General features: G+C 63.4%; 12 protein-coding genes and 1 pseudogene. 4 read left to right on the top strand and 9 right to left on the bottom strand.

Features of this window, described 5'->3' with window-relative positions:
- Positions 1–21: 21 nt before the first annotated feature.
- Positions 22–2,274: an adenylate/guanylate cyclase domain-containing protein gene (locus V1278_RS18075; protein WP_334381754.1), complete on the top strand. Its 2,253-nt coding sequence runs from the start codon at positions 22–24 to the stop codon at positions 2,272–2,274.
- A gap of 62 nt (positions 2,275–2,336) precedes the next feature.
- On the top strand, positions 2,337–3,158 hold the full coding sequence (locus V1278_RS18070; RefSeq protein WP_334381753.1) for an SDR family NAD(P)-dependent oxidoreductase: 822 nt from the start codon (positions 2,337–2,339) through the stop codon (positions 3,156–3,158).
- Between the two features lie 904 nt (positions 3,159–4,062).
- On the opposite strand, the gene V1278_RS18065 is transcribed toward V1278_RS18070, so the two are convergent.
- From V1278_RS18065 to V1278_RS18050, 4 genes are read right to left on the bottom strand one after another with little or no spacing between them, the layout of a single operon-like run.
- Complete coding sequence (locus V1278_RS18065; protein ID WP_334381752.1) at positions 4,063–4,875, bottom strand: methyltransferase domain-containing protein; 813 nt, start codon at positions 4,873–4,875, stop codon at positions 4,063–4,065.
- An 18-nt stretch (positions 4,876–4,893) separates the two neighbouring features.
- On the bottom strand, positions 4,894–5,706 hold the full coding sequence (locus tag V1278_RS18060; protein WP_334381751.1) for an ABC transporter ATP-binding protein: 813 nt from the start codon (positions 5,704–5,706) through the stop codon (positions 4,894–4,896).
- A complete protein-coding gene (locus V1278_RS18055; RefSeq protein ID WP_442894651.1) occupies positions 5,700–6,683 on the bottom strand; it encodes an ABC transporter permease in 984 nt (327 codons plus the stop codon). The genes V1278_RS18060 and V1278_RS18055 overlap by 7 nt, the downstream gene beginning before the upstream one ends.
- A 51-nt stretch (positions 6,684–6,734) precedes the next feature.
- Positions 6,735–7,823: an ABC transporter substrate-binding protein gene (locus V1278_RS18050; protein WP_442894650.1), complete on the bottom strand. Its 1,089-nt coding sequence runs from the start codon at positions 7,821–7,823 to the stop codon at positions 6,735–6,737.
- 226 nt (positions 7,824–8,049) lie between these two features.
- Here V1278_RS18050 and V1278_RS18045 point away from each other — a divergent pair, with 226 nt between their 5' ends.
- Both V1278_RS18045 and V1278_RS18040 read left to right on the top strand, forming a co-directional pair.
- Complete coding sequence (locus V1278_RS18045) at positions 8,050–9,090, top strand: LysR family transcriptional regulator (RefSeq protein WP_334381748.1); 1,041 nt, start codon at positions 8,050–8,052, stop codon at positions 9,088–9,090.
- A 71-nt stretch (positions 9,091–9,161) separates the two neighbouring features.
- Positions 9,162–9,728: pseudogene (locus V1278_RS18040) on the top strand (transposase); the annotation flags it as partial.
- A 233-nt stretch (positions 9,729–9,961) separates the two neighbouring features.
- Here the strand turns inward: V1278_RS18040 and V1278_RS18035 are convergent.
- From V1278_RS18035 to V1278_RS18015, 5 genes are all read right to left on the bottom strand, one after another.
- The gene (locus V1278_RS18035; protein WP_334381747.1) at positions 9,962–10,279 is read right to left on the bottom strand and encodes a hypothetical protein; all 318 of its coding nucleotides are present in this window, start codon (positions 10,277–10,279) and stop codon (positions 9,962–9,964) included.
- A gap of 96 nt (positions 10,280–10,375) precedes the next feature.
- Positions 10,376–10,726, bottom strand: coding sequence for a hypothetical protein (locus V1278_RS18030; RefSeq protein ID WP_334381745.1), 351 nt, complete (start codon positions 10,724–10,726; stop codon positions 10,376–10,378).
- 726 nt (positions 10,727–11,452) lie between these two features.
- Complete coding sequence (locus V1278_RS18025; protein WP_334381744.1) at positions 11,453–12,817, bottom strand: HlyD family type I secretion periplasmic adaptor subunit; 1,365 nt, start codon at positions 12,815–12,817, stop codon at positions 11,453–11,455.
- A 22-nt stretch (positions 12,818–12,839) separates the two neighbouring features.
- Positions 12,840–14,660, bottom strand: a complete 1,821-nt coding sequence (locus V1278_RS18020) for a type I secretion system permease/ATPase (RefSeq protein ID WP_334381742.1) — start codon at positions 14,658–14,660, stop codon at positions 12,840–12,842.
- 11 nt (positions 14,661–14,671) lie between these two features.
- Positions 14,672–19,099, bottom strand: coding sequence for a beta strand repeat-containing protein (locus V1278_RS18015; protein WP_334381741.1), 4,428 nt, complete (start codon positions 19,097–19,099; stop codon positions 14,672–14,674).
- Positions 19,100–19,126: the final 27 nt, after the last annotated feature.

The following is a 19,126-nucleotide window of genomic DNA, read 5'->3' as shown; positions in this document are numbered from 1 at the left end:
GGTTCGCATGAAGGGGTCCAGATGCCCCACCCAACGTCGGTTGCAGAGTGGTTGACGACCGTCGGAATGCCTGAGTACGCGGTCCGTTTTGCCGAGAACGATATCGACCTCTCCGTCTTGGTCCATTTGACCGATCAGGATTTGAAGGAGCTCGGTGTCTCGCTCGGTCATCGCCGAAAGCTGCTGGCGGGGATTGCCGAACTGCCAGGTGCCATTCGCGCCGGATCCCCTTGCGCGCCGTTCGGGCCGATGCGGCATGACGATGCCGAGCGCCGCCAGATTTCCATCATGTTCTGCGACCTGGTCGGGTCCACCACGCTGTCGACGCGACTCGATCTCGAGGACCTGCGCGCGGTCATCGGGACGTATCACCGATGTTGCGCGGAGTTGATCGGACGACACGGCGGTTTCATCGCGAAGTACCTGGGGGACGGTGTACTCGCTTATTTCGGCTATCCGCACGCGAGCGAACACGACGCCGAGCGCGCCGTCCGAGCGGGCCTCTCACTCATAGAGGCCGTGCCGAACCTTCAGACCGCCGCCGGCGTGCCGTTGAGCGTAAGGATCGGGATCGCGACCGGGTTGGTCGTGGTCGGCGACCTCATTGGGACGGGCGCGGCTCTAGAGCAAGCGGTCGTCGGCGAGACCCCGAACCTCGCGGCCCGGCTCCAGGCGTTGGCGGAGCCGGGCACCGTCGTCATCGCGTCGACTACCCGCGATCTGATAGGTGGCCTCTTCGAGTACCGCGATCTCGGCGCCGTTCCGCTGAAGGGCTTCGACCAGAACGTCCAGGCCTGGCAAGTCGTGGCGGGCGAGGCGGCGGACAGCCGGTTCGAGGCGCTGCGCGCCGTCGGCACGCCGCTCATCGGTCGCGAGGACGAGATCGAGCTTCTCGCGCGGCGTTGGGAGCAGGCAAAGGCGGTAGAAGGTCGCGCAGTCCTGTTGTCGGGAGACCCGGGCGTCGGCAAGTCGCGGATCACCCAAGCCCTGCTGGAACGATTGGCTCACGAGCCGAACGCGCGCCTACGATATTTCTGCTCACCCCACCATCAGGACAGCGCACTATACCCGATTATCACGCAGTTGAAGCGCGCAGCGGGCATTCGCCGAAACGACACCGATGAGCAGCGCCTCGCCAAGCTCGAAGCAGTGCTCGCGCGCGCAACCCTCGATTTGGGTGAGTCCGTGCCTCTATTCGCCGAATTGCTGAGCGTACCGATCGGCGACCGCTATCCACCCCTCGAACTGACGCCACTGTCGCGCAAGGAGAAGACGCTTCACGCGCAGCTTGCCCTGACAGCGGGATTGGCCGCGCAGCAGCCGGTGCTGATGGTCTTCGAGGACGTGCACTGGAGCGATCCGACCACGCGAGACTTGCTGGAAATCCTCGTCGACCGGATATCGGGCTTGCGGGTACTCTTGATCGCCACCTTCCGACCGGAGTTTGCCCTACCGTGGGGCAATCGTCGGCACGTGGATCTGCTGAGCCTTGGCCGGCTGCCGCCCGAGCAATGTGCAAAGATGATCGGTCATCTGACGGGCGGCAAGGCGCTGCCGAAGGAGATCGCCGATCAGATTCTGGATCGTACCGATGGAGTTCCGCTGTTCGTCGAGGAGTTGACCAAAACGGTCCTGGAGAGCGGCCTGGTCAGGGAAGCCGGGAAGGCCTACCTCGCGACCGGTCTCGTCGGCTCGACGGCGATCCCGACGACGTTGCACGCGTCCTTGCTCGCCCGTCTCGACCGGCTGGCGCCGACGCGCGACTTGGCGCAAATCGGCGCCGCACTCGGCCGCAATTTCTCGTACGACCTCATCAGTGCCGTCGCGCAGCTTGCGAAGCGGCAACTGGACGAGTCGCTGATGCAGCTTGAGCGCGCCGAATTGATCTTCCGGCGGGGAACGCCGCCGGAAGCGGAATACACCTTCAAGCACGCGCTGGTGCAGGATGCCGCCTACAGCACGATGCTCCGAGAGAAACGGCAGCAGTTGCATGAGCGCATCGCCGCGGTCCTCGAGCTCGACTTCCCCGAGATACGAAGGACCCAGCCCGAAACCCTCGCCCGCCACTGCGCCGAAGCGGGTCTGACGGAAAAGGCAGTGGAGCTGTACATTTCGGCGTCGCAATGCGCGACCGCCGCGTCGAACAATATAGAGGCGGCGGCGCATCTCAAAAGGGCCCTCGCCCTAGTCAAGACGCTTCCGCCTCTGGCCCAGCGCACGATCGAACTGCGAAACCGGATCATGCTGGGTGGATGGTGGTGGTGGTCAGCCTGACGGCGCTCAAGGCACGACTTTCACGTCTCAGTATTTGAGTAATGGAGAGGCAGGAGGGAGAGATGATCGGAGATCTTGAAGGAAAGGTAGCCTTCGTGACCGGCGGGGCCAGTGGCATTGGCCTCGCCTTAGCGCGTGTCTTTGCCGAAGCAAAGCTAAAGGTAATGCTCGCTGATATTGAAGAAGACGCCCTGTATGCCGCGCTGGAGAACCTAAAGGCTTCCGGTGTTGAGGCACGCGGAGTCGTATGCGACGTGTCAGATCGCTCATCGGTGCAGCGCGCCGCAGGCGAAACGTTCGCAGTCTTCGGCAACGTTCATGTCGTATGCAACAATGCGGGTGTCGGCGTAGGGGGACCCATCGAGTCGATAGCCCCGGCGGACTGGGATTGGATGATCGGCGTCAATCTGATCGGTGCAATCTACGGCGTTCAGGCGTTCCTACCACATATCAAGGCGCATGGAGAGGGCGGCCATATCGTTAATACCGCGTCCATGGCAGGTCTAATTGGTCCGCCCGGAATAGCACCGTACAATGCCTCAAAGTCCGCGGTGATCAGCCTGACCGAGACGCTCGCTGCCGAGTTGGCCGGCACTGAAATCGGGGTGAGCGTGCTGTGTACGGCGTTCGTGCGTACGCGAATTGCGACGAGCGCTCGAAACCGCCCGCCACGCTTCGGCGCTCGCCTCGACGAGCCAGCCAACCCGCAAATGGCCGCCCTGGTCGACGCCGGGTTGGATCCAACAATTGTGGCCCGCCGCGTTTTAGCGGCAATCCGAGAAAATGATCTCTACATCCTTACGCATCCGGAGTTGCGCAGCGCAATTGCGGGACGTTTCGACCAGATACTTGCTGCTTTCGACAAATCCTCAATCCAAGTGTGAAACCGGTAGTCTGCCGCGCGTCTGCTTAGCCTTCGGTAGCGGTGCAAAACGGCGAATCGCCTGATGTCCGAATCGGTAGAGTCGAGGATGGGCGCGGTAGCTTGGGGCCTATGGCCAACGCCCCGTTTCCCATCCCCGCTCATCAAACCGGGCGTGCCGATTTCCGGCACCCGGCTTTCCGACTGGCTTCACCGCAAGGCACACGGAGACAAACTAACCGCACGCGGCTTCGGCACGGTGAGTAACTCTCCTTCGCCCCTCGACACAGCAATCTCCGGCGGCGCCTGTCATTGATGGTGTTTGCAGGCTCATCGCCAATCACCACGACCTCGCCATCTTCAAAAGCGCACCAGAAGTCGGGGCCCTTTGCTCCGCCGGCATTACCCGGCATCAACGCTCTTATTGCCCCGTCCGACTCCCGCCGTGACCACCGCCTATTGCGATGCTGAGGCCGCTACCCTCGTCCGCGACGGGTCTCCCCCTGTAACTGCGAACCACCCTTCCGACGTGCCGTGCCCACTACCCCGGCGGATCGCGTGGGTGCGCGTGTCGATTACTTCCCCACGCGTGCGGCCTTCCCCAAATGACCGGAGGGTCGGCATCCGCATTCGAACTTTCGAGGCCTGCTCGGGCTTCACTTTGTTACGGCCCATCGGATCGCTCAGCGGCCCAAGGCCGCCTTCGTCGCAGGGCTTCGACCCAGCCAGTTACCCGGCCGTGCCGCCTGCCAGCTTCCGGACCAATCGACAATTATCCGGGTGAGACCCTCCCTCACTGGTAGTTCGCGCCCTCGGGGCGCACGGTCATTCGCGTCGGTTTGGCCGGTGATCCGCAACTTCCAGTCTCCCCCCATGAGCAGACGTTTTCAGGCTCCGTCGGCATGTCTCAAAGATGCCAATAACGGTCATCCCGCATCGTCGGTTTTGCGCGCGGTGAGGCTTAGGAACAGCATCGCTCCGTAGAATGTGCCGCTTGCAACGCGCCGCTCCGCCTCCCGCTCGAAGCCTTCGACCAGCACCTGTCCGATCTCGCCGGCCCGGCAAGCAGCCGTGGTGCCGCGCGAGACTAGAGTCAACAGGTAGTCAGGACTCGTCGTCTGCACGTAACCGTGCGGCTGAAGCGACTCCACACGAAATCCCGCTGCGCTGGCGAGAGCGGGAAGCTGTCGCATGATGTAGGGTGCGTGCACCAAATTTCGCAGCACCGCACCTACAGCAGACTGCATCGGATCGTCGTCAAACAGTGCCACGGTAAGGGTTGCGAAGTCGCCGTCGAAAATAACGAGCTGTCCGCCTGGCTTAAGAACCCGCCAGGCTTCAGTCAACGCGCTCTTCGGGTCAGCCAAATGGGAATAGACGGTGTGCGCGATAACAAGATCAAACGAAGCATCCGGCTGCCCAGTCGACGCCGCGTCGCCAAGTGCGAAGGATACCTGCGGGTCGCCCTTGAACGCCTCGCGTGCCATGTTGACGAACAAAGAACACGGGTCGACTCCCATCAGCCTAGCCGGCTTCACGTGCTGCATGATGAGCTTCGTCGCAGCGCCATTACCGCAACCAACCTCGAGCGCGTTGGCGCCCCGGATAACAATCTCCCCCATATAGCGCGCGCAGATCGACTGGATGGCCGGCTCGGCCGCCCGGACGTTCATCGACCTCGCGATTGCGTCAAGCACCTCAGGCGGCTGCGCTTCAATGTGCATGAGCAGATCAGTCAAAGCGACGCCCTCTGTCCCTCACCAATATCCGGCAAGGCCAAGATGCACGAAGACCTCGCGCCGAAGCTCGGCCAAATGTGGATCGCCGCGATGTCGCGGATACGGTCGGGTATTCACGACCTCGGCCCTGATGCACGCGGGGCGCTCGCTCAGCACGATAACTCGGCTGGCGAGGAACACGGCCTCTTCCACGTCATGGGTAACCAGAAGCGCGGTGAAGCCCGCCTGCTGCCAGAGCGACACGAGTTCGCCCTGCATGGCGATCCGTGTCAGCGAGTCGAGCTGGCCCAAGGGCTCGTCGAGGATAAGAAGCTTCGGATCGTTAACCAGCGCCCGCGCTAGAGCCGCACGTTGCGACATGCCCCCGGAAAGCTGGCGTGGATAAGCGTTGGCGAAACCAGTCAGGCCGACCAGGCGCAAGGCATCATTGACGCGTTCGCGATGGCTCCGAAGCAGTCCGCGCGCTTCCAGCCCTACCGCAACGTTGCTCCATACCGTCCTCCACGGATAAAGCGTTGGATCCTGGAAAACGACGATGCGTGCCGGATCCGGCCCTTCAATCGCCTCGCCGTCCATGAACACGCGGCCGACTGTGGGAAAGTCAAGTCCGGCAACCAGCCGCAACAAAGTTGATTTACCGCAGCCGCTCGGCCCCAAAATCGCAACGAACTCTCCAGAGCCGACGCGCAGGCTGATGCGCTCGAGCACCGGCAGCGGCTGCCCTTCCAGCTCGAAACAATGGCTCACCTCGCAAATCGAAAGGGTTGCCCCGCGGACCTGACGATGATCGGTTGAGCGCACTTTTTCGGAAAAGGCGAGAGGGGCTACCATCGCACAAGCCCTTTCTGCCAAGCCAACAGCCGGTCGCGCAGGCGGAACAGTAGGGTGATCAAACCCGAGAATATCAATGCCATGATCAGCAGCGCCGCGTACATGTTGGCGTAGGCGGCCCACCCCTGGGCCCATTGCAGGTACCAACCGAGGCCGGCCTTCACACCGAGCATCTCGGCCACCACCAGGACAGCGACCGAGTTGCCGAGACCCATGAAAAGTCCGACAAACACATGCGGCATCGCCGCCGGAATGGCGACTTTGAGAACGAGAAAGCGTTGGCTTGCACCGAGGGTACGCGCGATGTCGTAATAGGCGCTACTCACGCTGGCGACGCCTGACCAAGTGAGAACAGTGACCGGGAACCCGGTGGCGAGCGCAATCAGAAACGTGCTGGCGCTGTGGCTCGAAGGGAAGGCGAAGAACGCGATCGGCAGCCACGCGGTCGCCGGGAGCGGACCGATAAGTCGCAAGATCGGGTGGATCCAATAACCGACGGCGGGCGACCACCCCATCCCCACGCCGACAGCGAAGCCAATCGCAGCACCAAGAAAAAAATAGCCGCCAGCCAGCAGGTGTAACGAGGCGAGGATGCCTTCGCCGAGGCGAGCCCAATCCTCGATAACGACTTCCAGGATAGCCTGTGGCGGAGGAAAAAACGGCATCGGAAGGAGGCCGAGTTTTGCCGTCACCGCTTCCCAAGCGCCGAGAAACAGTGCGAGCACGAGCGCCCAAGGTACAAGCCGTCTTGCGGGCCGGAAGCCGGCAAATCGAACGTCGGCAAAGGAAACGACTGCCAGCGCGGCCGCGAGGGCGCCGAAGCCAGCAGCGAGGTCGCCGGTGTAGGCCCAATCGGTCCCAGGCTGGTCGGACCACAACGCTGTGAGCACGGCGACTGCGAGCCATGCCGTCGCCGCCATTAATCCACCAATCCATGGTCTATCTGCTGCACGCGGACCCGCAACGAAAGCCCCCATTGACACGCGGCTCACTTTGTCGATGGCGGAACTCATCCCAGCCGCCTCCGGTTAACTCAGAACGTCGACACAGATCCGTTCGGCAAACTTTGCAGGATCACTGCTCCGCTTGATCACGCTCACCTGCCTGAGTTCGTCCGCGTAGAGCGAGATTTGCTCCTTGAGCGCTGCTCCAACCGGATGATTATGGTGTGTGTGGCTTGCGAGCATGGCGGCGAGATCTTGCACCGAGCCTTTGCCACCATAGCCAGAGTACACTGCGGCGGCGTCGGCCGGGTCGCCAGCGACCAGGTCGCCAGCCTCGAGCACCGATCGTGTCAACGCGCTTGCCGCCGCGCGTTCATCACGGATGAGACTCCCGCGGATGGCGAGCACGCAGCAGATTCGGTCGGCGAATGCCCCGGATAGGTTGGTGGCAACTTCGTTCAGCTTTCCGCCCTTGAGCCAGAGATAGGTGCGCGGGTCATTATCGGCGAGCGCGTGCGCCTCGCCCTTCTCGACAGCGAGCGGGAGCAGATCGGCCGGGTATTGGCGCCAATCAACGTCCTTGATCGGATCGATGCCCCCCTTGGCCAGCATGATGGAAAAGAAGTTCTTCGCCGGGCTTGCTTGGTCGCTAATGGCGATGGACTTGCCGCTCAGCGATTCTAGCGTGGTGATCCGGGCGGACTTGGACCCGAGAAGTCGTATGCAGCCGCCGTGCACGCCAGCACTGATGCGAACATCGAATCCCTGCTCTAATGGCTTGAGCCAACGCAGGGCCATGCCGATGCCGGCATCCGCCTTGCCAGTCGCGATAGCCTCGAGCAGTTGTTCGGTCGAGCCGCCGAAGTTGATGAAGTCGACATCAAGATTATGCTTCGCAAAAACTCCCCGCTCCTTCGCTACAGGCGCCGCCGCAGTGCAGACTGAGGTCGCATTCCAGGCGAGCGTGAGCGCACGCTGAGGGCCCGATAGCCCTTGCCCGGTCATGGCAGCGCGGCAAAGAGGGAATTCCCTGAGAGGGTCGGGAAGAGACCCGCCCCAAGCCGTCAGCGCGCGGGCCGCGCTGATCATCGCGAACGGCGCTGTGGCGCCGAAGGCGCCGGCAAAGGCGAGCGCCGCGCGGCGGGAGAGGCGCCGTTGCGCCAATTCGGCCATCTCGTTCGTCAATTTCCTGCTGTTTTCGCCCGTTTCCATTATCGTGCTCCAGGAACTCATCCGTTCAAATGGACGCGGAGACACTAGGCTGTTCGGTCGGCGATTTTGCTTCGGATCGCCCGTCGTTGCGAACACGTCAACGCGACATAACCGACTTTCCGAGTTTGTTACAAAAGACTGTCGCGTCGGCGCACTGATGTCCAATGCATAATTCTTCTAGAATTCCATGCCGATTAGACATACATTGACACCCATGGACCTGAGGCGCCTACGAACATTTGTTGCCGTCGCCGAGTTGGGCACGGTGTCGAAAGCTGCGGTGCGCCTGCGCATAGGGCAGCCGGCCTTATCGCGGCAGCTCGGCGATCTTCAGCAAGAATTGGGCCTCACACTGTTTGACCGCGTTGGGCGCGGTCTCATCTTGACAGCAGCAGGCGAGCAGTTCCTTGCGGACTGTCGCCACGTATTGGCCCACATCGACGCGGTCCGCGAACGGGCCGAAGTCCTCCGCCGTGGAGACAGTGGGGTGCTGAAGCTTGCCGCTCCGCCGCACACCATCGAGAGCGTCTTGTCAACGTTTCTGCCTCGATACGCTGAGCGCTTTCCCGACGTCCATGTGAAACTGAGCGAAGCTCTTGGTCCCGAGCAGACGCCCTTGCTCGAACGCGGCGACGTTCATGTAGGCATCAGACATGATCAGGGCGACCGCCGCTTCGAGAGTCGGGTCTTGCCGCCAGATGAGGTCTTGGCCGCTTGCGCAGCATCGTTCGAGCTTGGCCAAGCCGGCCATATTGATATCGGCCGGCTCGCGTCTTATCCGTTGCTATTGCCGGATTCGGGCTACTCCATCCGCAGGCTGTTCGACGCAGCCTGCCGCCTTGCGGACGTTAGGCCAAATGTTCTGCTCGAGAGTCGTGCACCGCACACCCTGCTTGCGCTGGCGGAGGCTGGACAAGGCGTGGCAATCATCACATCGCTCCTGCGAACGGATCGCTACAAGCTGCGAATTCTTCGCGTGACGCATCGCCGCAAGCCAATTCGAGAACGATTTGCAATCCAATGGGACAAGCGTCGCCCCTTGCCGCCCTACGCCGAAAGCTTTTGCGAGGCGCTTGCGGAGTATATTCGTGAAGTCCTGCCGATCACACATCCGACCGAGAGCAAAATGGGCGGCGCGCGGAAACAATCCGCTATTCGAAAATCTCGCCAACGGCGAGGTAGTTCAAGGGTGGGCACGCGCGGAAAGCTGGGGGCCTACGAACAATGACCGGTTTGGTCCAGACTGTGTGAAAACCCCGTCGATGCTATGATTCTCTTGCTGAATCGGCGGGGGAAGTGATGCGGGGTTTCGTTCAAGGGGCGGATCGGCAGCAGACGACGCTGTTGCCGGAATGCCTTGATGATTGGGTCGACGAGAGCAATTCTATTCGCGCGGTCGATGTGTTCGTGGATGCGTTGGAACTGCGCGACCTCGGGTTCGATGGCGTTGATCCTGCGGCGACCGGCCGGCCGGCGTACCATCCTTCGCCGATGCTCAAGCTCTACATTTACGGCTATCTCAACCGGGTCCAATCGAGCCGGCGGCTGGAGCGCGAGGCTCGCCGCAATCTCGAGGTGATGTGGCTGACCGGACGGCTCGCGCCGGATCACAAAACCATCGCCGACTTCCGCAAGGACAATGGCCCGGCGATCAAGAACGTTTGCGCGCAATTCGTCGAGTTGTGCCGCAAGATGGGCCTGCTGACGAAGGCCAGCGTTGCCATCGACGGCAGCAAATTCAAGGCCGTGAACAGTCGCGACAACAACTTCACGCAAGGCAAGATCCAGCGCCGCCAGAAGCAGATCGAAGAGAGCGTGGCGCGCTACTTGAGCCAGCTGGACACCGCCGACCGCCAGACTGCCGCAGGAGAAGAGCCGTCGGAAACGGTGCTGCTGACCAAGACGCGGCTTAGGGGAAAAAGCTGGCGAAGCTCGAAGAAGAAGAGCTAATGGCATGCCCCACCGCGGCAAGGTTTGTTAATCATCCGCAGCATAACCGCGTCAGAACGAAGTTGGGTTTATCTGATCAGTCCGGGCCTGAGGTCATTGGAACAGAATCAGATCATCTGCCTGGCAAGAAGCATCGGATTGTCAGGTGCTTAGCCCACAGCGGCCACACCATCGTCCGGCCGAATTTGTTGGGCTGCCGAAATAACGGCATCGTCGGGAACTTCAACCCACTCATTCTCAATACGGACTCGATAATGACCATTGCTCGATTTCCACTCGGGATCTTTGACCACATATCCGTCAGCGAACGAGCAACATAGAGTCTTTCCGCTCGCGTGATGATTAAACCATTCCTTCAGTGGCGAGTTCGCCCCGGCCGCCGTCATCCCGTGCGAGCGCTGGTCCGCAGAACAGTAAAAGGAAAAGCAGAAGCCGATCATCGCCTCCGGCTGCTCCTGCTCCAGCACGCCTCAACAAGTAGCGAAATCACGATTACGCAGAGTTTACAGGCAATTCAGCTGTGCTGCTCGCGACCGCCTGCCTGTCCCAATTGAAGTCCGCCCTCACATCAGCGCCCCGCTTGCCGCAAACCCGGTGTGGCTTGCAACAAAGTTCCTGACGTGTTCGGGTACCGGTACGCTATCGATATCGCAGCGGGCTTGAATTTCTTCGGCTACTTGGTTGGAAACATCCTCGATCCAGTGCTCAAGTGTGTTGAAGGCCACGACGCGAACCGGAGCGTTGAATTGGCCGGTTAGGAGATCGGAGATGATCGTTTCGAGGTCGTCCCGCTCGATCTCTTTTTCAGGGCAATCACTGCGTGACGCGCCGAAACTATCGAACACAAGGTAGACTGTCTGATCAGCGCCGTAAGGCACTCCCGTCAGCAAACAATTTGGCATATGCACCGCCATGTTGCTCTCCTTCGATCGAGGTTACTATAAGGTCTGCCATGCTACTTCTAGTCGGAAGCCGACAATCTGGATGCACTGTTGCGCAAATTTTGTACGGCATTTGGCCCGCCTTTTAGCGCCATGCAGCCGGGCATGATTGCCGAGTCGCGCGCCCGGCGCCATCCTTATGAACCCGAGGATCGGCGCCAAATTCGCCGTGGATCGTTTCTCTGCATCGGCTTTGTCCGTAACGGGAAAAGATCAGCAGCTTCGGTGAGAGCGCGCCCTCGCCGTTCGCGGCTGACGCAGTCCGGCCCACGCGATTGGTCCGGTAAGGCGCGGAAGCGCATCCAGATAAGCGCAGAGCGGTACCTTTTCATTGTCCTTGCCAGAATGCAGCGCGTTGAGTCTGAGACGCCGTCGACGCCGAGACCACGGCCGCCACTCGTTAGCGCATGGGTGCACACGCCTGCGTAGCTCCACGCGCCGATCTGCTTCTCACGTAGAGGTCGTGACGTTGGTCAGCATGATTCGGTCAAGTGGTGCGGCGCGTGTCCAAGACCTGACCGGAGATCCGCGTTCCATCCCCTGATCGACCTTCCTTGGGCGGATTCACTTTCCGTCGATCCGCAAGCCAATAGCAGAAGCATTGGACAAGCAAGATTGCGAATCGCACCAATCGCTCGAACTCCGTTAACCACGGATACTCGCGGTGCTCGGGATTGACGACCAAATTGCTCGTTTCATTCAGGTTTCGCGGAAAGCGCGGGAAAAGCTATCGAAGGCCGGCTTCATGATGTACTCGAAAAACGTACGCTCTCCGGTCTTGATGTAGATGTCGGCCGGCATGCCGGGTGTCGGGATGAATTCAGGCATGCGCTTGAGAATATCGTCTTGGTCTAGACGCACCCGAACCACATAGAATTCCCGACGCGTGTCACTCGCAGGGCGTGTATCGGCCTTGACCTGTACTTGCTCCGCCAATGCGTCCGCTGACACGTAGATGACGCTCGCGCCGACCATGGGCGTGATGCGCTGGTTGAGCGCCGACAGCCGCACCAGCGCCTCCTGACCTACGCTCACGTGCGAAATGTCCTTGGGACTCACATGTGCCTCGATGACGCGCTCTTCGCCTATCGGTAGGAGCTCAAGCAGCACGGCGCCAGGAGAGACGACGCCGCCCGGTGTATGGAAGTTCCTCTTCACCACGATGCCCCGGACCGGCGAGCGAACGTCGACCCGGTCGACGACATCCTGCGCGGCGCGAATCTGCTCCTCCACGTCATCCAGGTCCGCTTCGGTCTCGCGCAGCTCCTTGATCGCATCCCGGAGCGCCGTCGAGTGGAGCTGGGCTATTCTTTCGTTCGCCTGAGAGATCCTCTCCTTCGAATCGGCGATGCGGCCAAGATACTCGCCGAGCTCTCCCTCGAGACTCGCCTCGGAGCGTTGCAGCGCCAGCACATCCGACTTGCGGACCAACTGCTGGCGAAGAAGCGAATTCTTGTCCTTCAGCTCTTCGGCGAACAGCGCAATACGCTGTTGGGTGGACTGCACTTGAGCCTGATATCCGCGGATGCTTTCCTCCAGCCCGGCGATTTGCTTCATGAGTACGCTTTCCTGGGTCACGAGACTAGTCCGGCGTGCCCTCAGTTCGGTACGTTGCCGCTCAAGGACCGCTTTGATTTCCGGATCACGTGCGCTCGCGCTGAATGCTGCGGGAGTTTCGATTGTCTCTGAAGAGCTCATTTCAGCTTCGAGACGCGCCTTCATGGCGAGCAGCCGATACTTTTTTAAGACCAACCGCCTCAGCTTGGAGTTGGCAGCGGTGTCGTCCATGCGAACCAGCACCTGGTTCGCCTCCACGGCATCACCGTCCTTTACCGCAATCTCGCGTATGATGCCGCCCTCGAGGTGCTGGACCAGCTTGTTCTGTCCGGTAGCCACGAACGTGCCCGAGGTGACGACCGCACTGTTCAGTGGTGCGACTCCGGCCCAAACACCGAAACACCCGAGCCAAACGACCAGCATGGCGAGGCCGGTGAAGATGGGCCATTTGGCGCTCAGCGGAACGCCGCGGTACCACTCACCGGTGCTGTCCTTTTTTGCTTTCATGCTGTCCTCCCGCGCGGTCACCTCACGGGCCAGAGGATTCGATGCGTTGCGGCTGCTCCGGCTTACCTGCGGCGGCCCCACCGGGCGACCGAACCAGGCGGTGCAGCACGTCGCTCGGAGATCCGAATGCTTCGGCCCGTCCGGCCCGCAGGATGAGCACTTTGTCCACGCTGTTCAGCAGCGCAGGGCGCAGGGTTACCACCACCGCGGTGACCCCCCGCTTCTTGGCGCGCTGCAGGGTCTCGGTTAGAGCCAGCTCCCCCGCCGCGTCGAGATTCGAGTTGGGCTCGTCGAGGACGACGAGGCACGGATCACCGAAGAATGCCCGGGCGAGCGCGATGCGCTGCTTCTGTCCCCCGGAGAGCGGTCCGCCGCCGCGGTCGAGCACGGTCTCGTATCCTTGCGGCAGCTGACAGACCATGTCGTGGATGCCCGAGAATATCGCCGCCTCATAGATGCTCGCGTCGGGCAGGTCGTCCCGCATGCGGCAGATGTTCTGCTTGATCGTCCCGGGAAATAGCTCGACCTCCTGCGGCAGGTAGCCGGTATATTCGCCAAACTGGCGGCGATCCCAGTTGCGCAGCTCTGTTCCGTCCAGCCTGACCTTGCCGGCGGTCGGCACCAGACAGCCCACCAGAATGCGCGCGAGGGTCGACTTGCCCGACCCAGACGGTCCGACAATGGCAAGAGACTCTCCGGGCGCGAGCTCGAGCGACACGCTATTGAGCACCGGTTCCTTCGAGCCGGGCGGCAAATACAAGACCCGATCCACGGTCAGGCGCCCTTGCGGCTTGGGCAGGCGCAGCTTCGGCGTCTCGCGCTGGAATGACTCGACCGCCTGCTTGACACGCGCATAGGCCGATCGCGCCTGAACGCAGCTGCGCCATCCCTCGATCAGCCCCTCGAGCGGCTGCAGCGCGCGGCCGACGATGATTGCGGCCGCGATCATCATGCCGCCGGTGATCTCGGCGTTGAGGGCCAGATAGGCGCCCACGCCGAGGATCGTGATCTGGGTCACGAGCCGGACGAACTTCGACGCACCGCTTATCCAGAAATTCCGGTCAAGGGCTTGGCTCTGCACCGTCAGGGCCGGCGCCTGCCGGCGACCCCAATGAAGAATGCTCTCGCTCAGCATTCCCATCGCATTGATCACCTGCGAATTTCGCGCCAGCGACTCGGCCGCCGCATCGGCCTCAGCAGCATGCAGGCCTGCCTCGCTCAGACGCTCCGAGGTCGCTTTCTGGTTGAGCACCGCAATCAGCACCAGTGCCAAGCCCGACACGACAGCGATTAAGCCGAGATCTCGGTGAATGAGAAATATGACTCCGAAGTAGAGGGGCGAGAGCGGCGCGTCCATCAGCATAAGCATGACGGGGCTCGAGATGAATCCCCGCACCTGGTGAAGGCTACGAATCGCCTGGATGGTCCCGCCCTCGCCGGCCCTGGCGTTGTTGATGCTGCTCGCCAGCACTGCACCGCCGAGCACCGCCTCCATCTTGGTCGCAAAACGCCCCAGCACCTGCCGACGCAGAATGTCGATGATCGAGAGGATGCCGATGAACGCCAGCGCGAGAGCCGAGAGCATCAGCAGTGTTTCGAGGCTGCGGCTCGTCAGCACGCGATCGGAAATCTGGAACAGGTAGATCGGCAGCGTGAGCATCAGCAGATTCACGACGACCGAAAATGCAGCGACCGCAATCAGGTTCGTGCGCGCGACCGAACGCCAGGTGGCCAGCGGATTGACAGGTCCAACATAGTCGCGGGCCTCGCCGCCGGGTGTGACGCGAAGGTGATCTGCAGAATGGCTGCGCGGCGGATTGTCCAGTATCTCGACGGCCGCCATGTTCGCCCCCGCTATAGGATAGCAAGTTCAGGGTCTGTTGGCTGATTCGTATCCGCGATCTCGGGAGGCGGCGGCGCAGTGTCAGACGCCGACGCGGCGTCGGCCGAAGACCCGGTATCCTGCGGTGGAACTGCGCTATCGCTGCTAAGGTTAACGCCGTAATCGGTGTACTCGGTTCCGGTGTGCAGAGCGTTTTCTGGTGGCGGTGGCTCATCGTTCAAGGCGATCACGTCGCCTGCGGCCTTATCGACCGGCGCCGCATCCGCAACAGTGTCGCTGGCCACGGTCCCGGTGTCGGCCGGATCTGACACGTCGCTGGCCGGATCGCTCACTGTGGCAGCTGTTGTCGTCGGCGCCGGCTCGGTCGTCTCAACTGGCGCCGCATCCGCAACAGCGTCGCTAGCCACGGTCCCGGTGTCGGCCGGATCTGACACGTCGCTGGCCGGATCGCTCACGGCGGCAGCTGTTGTCGTCGGCGCCGGCTCGGTCGTCTCAACTGGCGCCGCATCCGCAACAGCGTCGCTGGCCGCGGTCCCGGTGTCGGCCGGATCTGACACGTCGCTGGTCGGATCGCTCACGGCGGCAGCTGTTGTCGTCGGCGCCGGCTCGGTCGTCTCAACTGGCGCCGCATCCGCAACAGCGTCGCTGGCCGCGGTCCCGGTGTCGGCCGGATCTGACACGTCGCTGGTCGGATCGCTCACGGCGGCAGCTGTTGTCGTCGGCGCCGGCTCGGTCGTCTCAACTGGCGCCGCATCCGCAACAGCGTCGCTGGCCGCGGTCCCGGTGTCGGCCGGATCTGACACGTCGCTGGTCGGATCGCTCACGGCGGCAGCTGTTGTCGTCGGCGCCGGCTCGGTCGTCTCAACTGGCGCCGCATCCGCAACAGCGTCGCTGGCCGCGGTCCCGGTGTCGGCCGGATCTGACACGTCGCTGGTCGGATCGCTCACGGTGGCAGCTGTTGTCGTCGGCGCCGGCTCGGTCGCCTCAACGACTGGCGCCGCATCCGCAACAGTGTCGCTGGCCGCGGTCCCGGTGTCGGCCGGATCTGACACGTCGCTGGTCGGATCGCTCACGGTGGCAGCTGTTGTCGTCGGCGCCGGCTCGGTCGCCTCAACGACCGGCGCCGCATCCGCAACAGCGTCGCTGGCCACGGTCCCGGTGTCGGCCGGATCTGACACGTCGCTGGTCGGATCGCTCACGGTGGCAGCTGTTGTCGTGAGCACCGGCTCGGTCGCCTCAACGACTGGCGCCGCATCCGCAACAGCGTCGCTGGCCACGGTCCCGGTGTCGGCCGGATTTGACACGTCGCTGCTCGGATCGCCCAAGGTGGCAGCTGTTGTCGTGAGCACCGGCTCGGTCGCCTCAACGACTGGCCCCGCATCCGCAACAGTGTCGCTGGCCACGGTCCCGGTGTCGGCCGGATTTGACACGTCGCTGCTCGGATCGCCCAAGGTGGCAGCTGTTGTCGTGAGCACCGGCTCGGTCGTCTCAACGACTGGCCCCGCATCCGCAAGAGCGTCGCTGGCCACGATCCCGGTGCCGGCCGGATCTGACTCTGACACGTCGCTGGTTACGTCGTTGGTCGGATCGCTCACGGCGGCAGCTATTGTCGTCGGCGCCGGCTCGGTCGTCTCAACGACCGGCGCCGCATCCGCAAGAGTGTCGCTGACTGCACTTAACGGTTGTGCCACGTCACCGGTCACCGGCGCGATCGTCCCGCCCATGTCATCGGTCAGCGTACCCGCGCTGTCGCTCACCGTTGCGAGCACCGGCTGCGCCGCCGCCTCGACCGGCGCGATCGTCCCGCCCACGTCATCGGTCAGCGTGCTTACGGTGTCGCTTACCGTTGCCAGCACCGGCTGCGCCGCCGCCTCGACCGGCGCGATTGAGCCGCCGACGTCATCGGTCAGCGTGCTTACGGTGTCGCTCACCGTTGCGAGCACCGGCTGCGCCGCCGCCTCGACCGGCGCGATCGTCCCGCCCATGTCATCGGTCAGCGTACCCGCGCTGTCGCTCACCGTTGCGAGCACCGGCTGCGCCGCCGCCTCGACCGGCGCGATCGTGCCGCCGACGTCATCGGTCAGCGTGCCCACGGTGTCGCTTACCGTTGCCAGCACCGGCTGTGCCGCCGCCTCGACCGGCGCGATCGTCCCGCCCATGTCATCGGTCAGCGTACCCGCGCTGTCGCTTACCGTTGCCAGCACCGGCTGCGCCGCCGCCTCGACCGGCGCGATTGAGCCGCCGACGTCATCGGTCAGCGTGCTTACGGTGTCGCTCACCGTTGCGAGCACCGGCTGCGCCGCCGCCTCGACCGGCGCGATCGTGCCGCCCATGTCATCGGTCAGCGTACCCGCGCTGTCGCTTACCGTTGCCAGCACCGGCTGCGCCGCCGCCTCGACCGGCGCGATCGTCCCGCCCACGTCATCGGTCAGCGTGCTTACGGTGTCGCTCACCGTTGCCAGCACCGGCTGCGCCGCCGCCTCGACCGGCGCGATCGTGCCGCCCACGTCATCGGTCAGCGTACCCGCGCTGTCGCTTACCGTTGCCAGCACCGGCTGCGCCGCCGCCTCGACCGGCGCGATCGTGCCGCCGACGTCATCGGTCAGCGTCGCCGCGCTGTCGGTCACCGTCGCCAGCACCGGCTGCGCCGCCGCCTCGGCCGGCGCAATCGTGCCGCCGACGTCATCGGTCAGCGTCGCCGCGCTGTCGCTCACCGTTGCGAGCACCGGCTGCGCCGCCGCCTCGACCGGCGCGATCGTGCCGCCGACGTCATCGGTCAGCGTGCTTACGGTGTCGCTCACCGTTGCCAGCACCGGCTGCGCCGCCGCCTCGACCGGCGCGATCGAGCCGCCGACGTCATCGGTCAGCGTGCTTACGGTGTCGCTCACCGTCGCCAGCGCCGGCTGCGCCGCCGCCTCGACCGGCGCGATCGTGCCGCCGACGTCATCGGTCAGCGTGCTTACGGTGTCGCTCACCGTTGCCAGCACCGGCTGCGCCGCCGCCTCGACCGGCGCGATCGTCCCGCCGACGTCATCGGTCAGCGTGCTTACGGTGTCGCTCACCGTTGCGAGCACCGGCTGCGCCGCCGCCTCGACCGGCGCGATCGTCCCGCCGACGTCATCGGTCAGCGTGCTTACGGTGTCGCTCACCGTTGCGAGCACCGGCTGCGCCGCCGCCTCGACCGGCGCGATCGTCCCGCCCACGTCATCGGTCAGCGTACCCGCGCTGTCGCTCACCGTTGCCAGCACCGGCTGCGCCGCCGCCTCGACCGGCGCGATTGAGCCGCTCACGTCAGGGGTCAGCGTACCCACATTGTCGGCCATCGTCGCGAGCACCGGCTGCACTGCCGTCTCGGCCGGCGCAATCGTGCCGCCGACGTCATCGGTCAGCGTAGCCGCGCTGTCGGTCACCGTCGCCAGCACCGGCTGCGCCGCCGCCTCGGCCGGCGCAATCGTGCCGCCGACGTCATCGGTCAGCGTCGCCGCGCTGTCGCTCACCGTTGCGAGCACCGGCTGCGCCGCCGCCTCGACCGGCGCGATCGTCCCGCCGACGTCATCGGTCAGCGTCGCCGCGGTGTCGCTCACCGTCGCGAGCACCGGCTGCGCCGCCGCCTCGACCGGCGCGATTGAGCCGCCGACGTCATCGGTCAACGTCGCCGCACTGTCGCTCACCGTTGCGATCACCGGCTGCGCCGCCGCCTCGACCGGCGCGATCGTCCCGCCGACGTCATCGGTCAGCGTCGCCGCGGTGTCGCTCACCGTCGCGAGCACCGGCTGCGCCTCGACCGGCGCGATCCCTCCCACCACGTCATTGCTGAGACTGTCGACAGCTCCAAGCAGGGGAGCAAAGCCGATCATCGACGGGCTGAAAGAGTAGCACGTTGGACTGAACGGACTCGAGCGTTGACCCACCATGCATTTGAGTGCTTCCGAGGTGGGAATCCGCTGATAGCGGGTTGAGGGAACTATCTTCGATTGAGATGTGAGCGTTATGATGGCGGGACTCGGCATCATCGCCGCCTCCGCCGCCCCCTCGGCGGCGACTGCCTCATTGCGGGCCGTGCCCGGCTTGAGCGCATCGTCATGCGGCTGCGACAAAAGCCCCGTCGGATCGAGCTGGGCCGCAGGCGCCCCCGACGAGGCGGTGGGCCTTTTGACCGTCTCATCCTCTGCGCCCGTTTTCGAGGAATCAATAACCGGCGGATGGTCATTCGCCATCTGCGGCGCGGCGCCTGCCTGAGCCGTTTTGGCGACCTCCTGCTCGGCCGCCGCGGATTTGAAAATGCCGACAAGAAACTCGTCGCAGGCAATCAGCGGGGCAAGGAAGAACGACCAGGTCAAGAAATTGAAAGAGCCGGATCGCTTGTCCGCACGCTGCACCCCAGCTTCGAAGATTTTCCGCTCTTGTTCGAACAGTTCGCGTTTTTCTACTTCGTTCATCACTGCCGCCTTTTTTCTCGTTCGAAT

The organism is Bradyrhizobium sp. AZCC 1577 (assembly GCF_036924575.1).
In the GTDB taxonomy this organism is placed as follows: Bacteria; Pseudomonadota; Alphaproteobacteria; order Rhizobiales; family Xanthobacteraceae; genus Bradyrhizobium.
This window is presented reverse-complemented; position numbering and strand designations above follow the sequence as displayed.

Coding starts and splice junctions, on each gene's coding strand:
- V1278_RS18075 (WP_334381754.1), top strand. CDS start 22: ATGCCCCACCCAACGTCGGTTGCAGAGTGGTTGACGACCGTCGGAATG.
- V1278_RS18070 (WP_334381753.1), top strand. CDS start 2,337: ATGATCGGAGATCTTGAAGGAAAGGTAGCCTTCGTGACCGGCGGGGCC.
- V1278_RS18060 (WP_334381751.1), bottom strand. CDS start 5,706: ATGGTAGCCCCTCTCGCCTTTTCCGAAAAAGTGCGCTCAACCGATCAT.
- V1278_RS18055 (WP_442894651.1), bottom strand. CDS start 6,683: ATGGGGGCTTTCGTTGCGGGTCCGCGTGCAGCAGATAGACCATGGATT.
- V1278_RS18050 (WP_442894650.1), bottom strand. CDS start 7,823: ATGGCCGAATTGGCGCAACGGCGCCTCTCCCGCCGCGCGGCGCTCGCC.
- V1278_RS18045 (WP_334381748.1), top strand. CDS start 8,050: ATGCCGATTAGACATACATTGACACCCATGGACCTGAGGCGCCTACGA.
- V1278_RS18030 (WP_334381745.1), bottom strand. CDS start 10,726: ATGGCGGTGCATATGCCAAATTGTTTGCTGACGGGAGTGCCTTACGGC.
- V1278_RS18025 (WP_334381744.1), bottom strand. CDS start 12,817: ATGAAAGCAAAAAAGGACAGCACCGGTGAGTGGTACCGCGGCGTTCCG.
- V1278_RS18020 (WP_334381742.1), bottom strand. CDS start 14,660: ATGGCGGCCGTCGAGATACTGGACAATCCGCCGCGCAGCCATTCTGCA.
- V1278_RS18015 (WP_334381741.1), bottom strand. CDS start 19,099: ATGAACGAAGTAGAAAAACGCGAACTGTTCGAACAAGAGCGGAAAATC.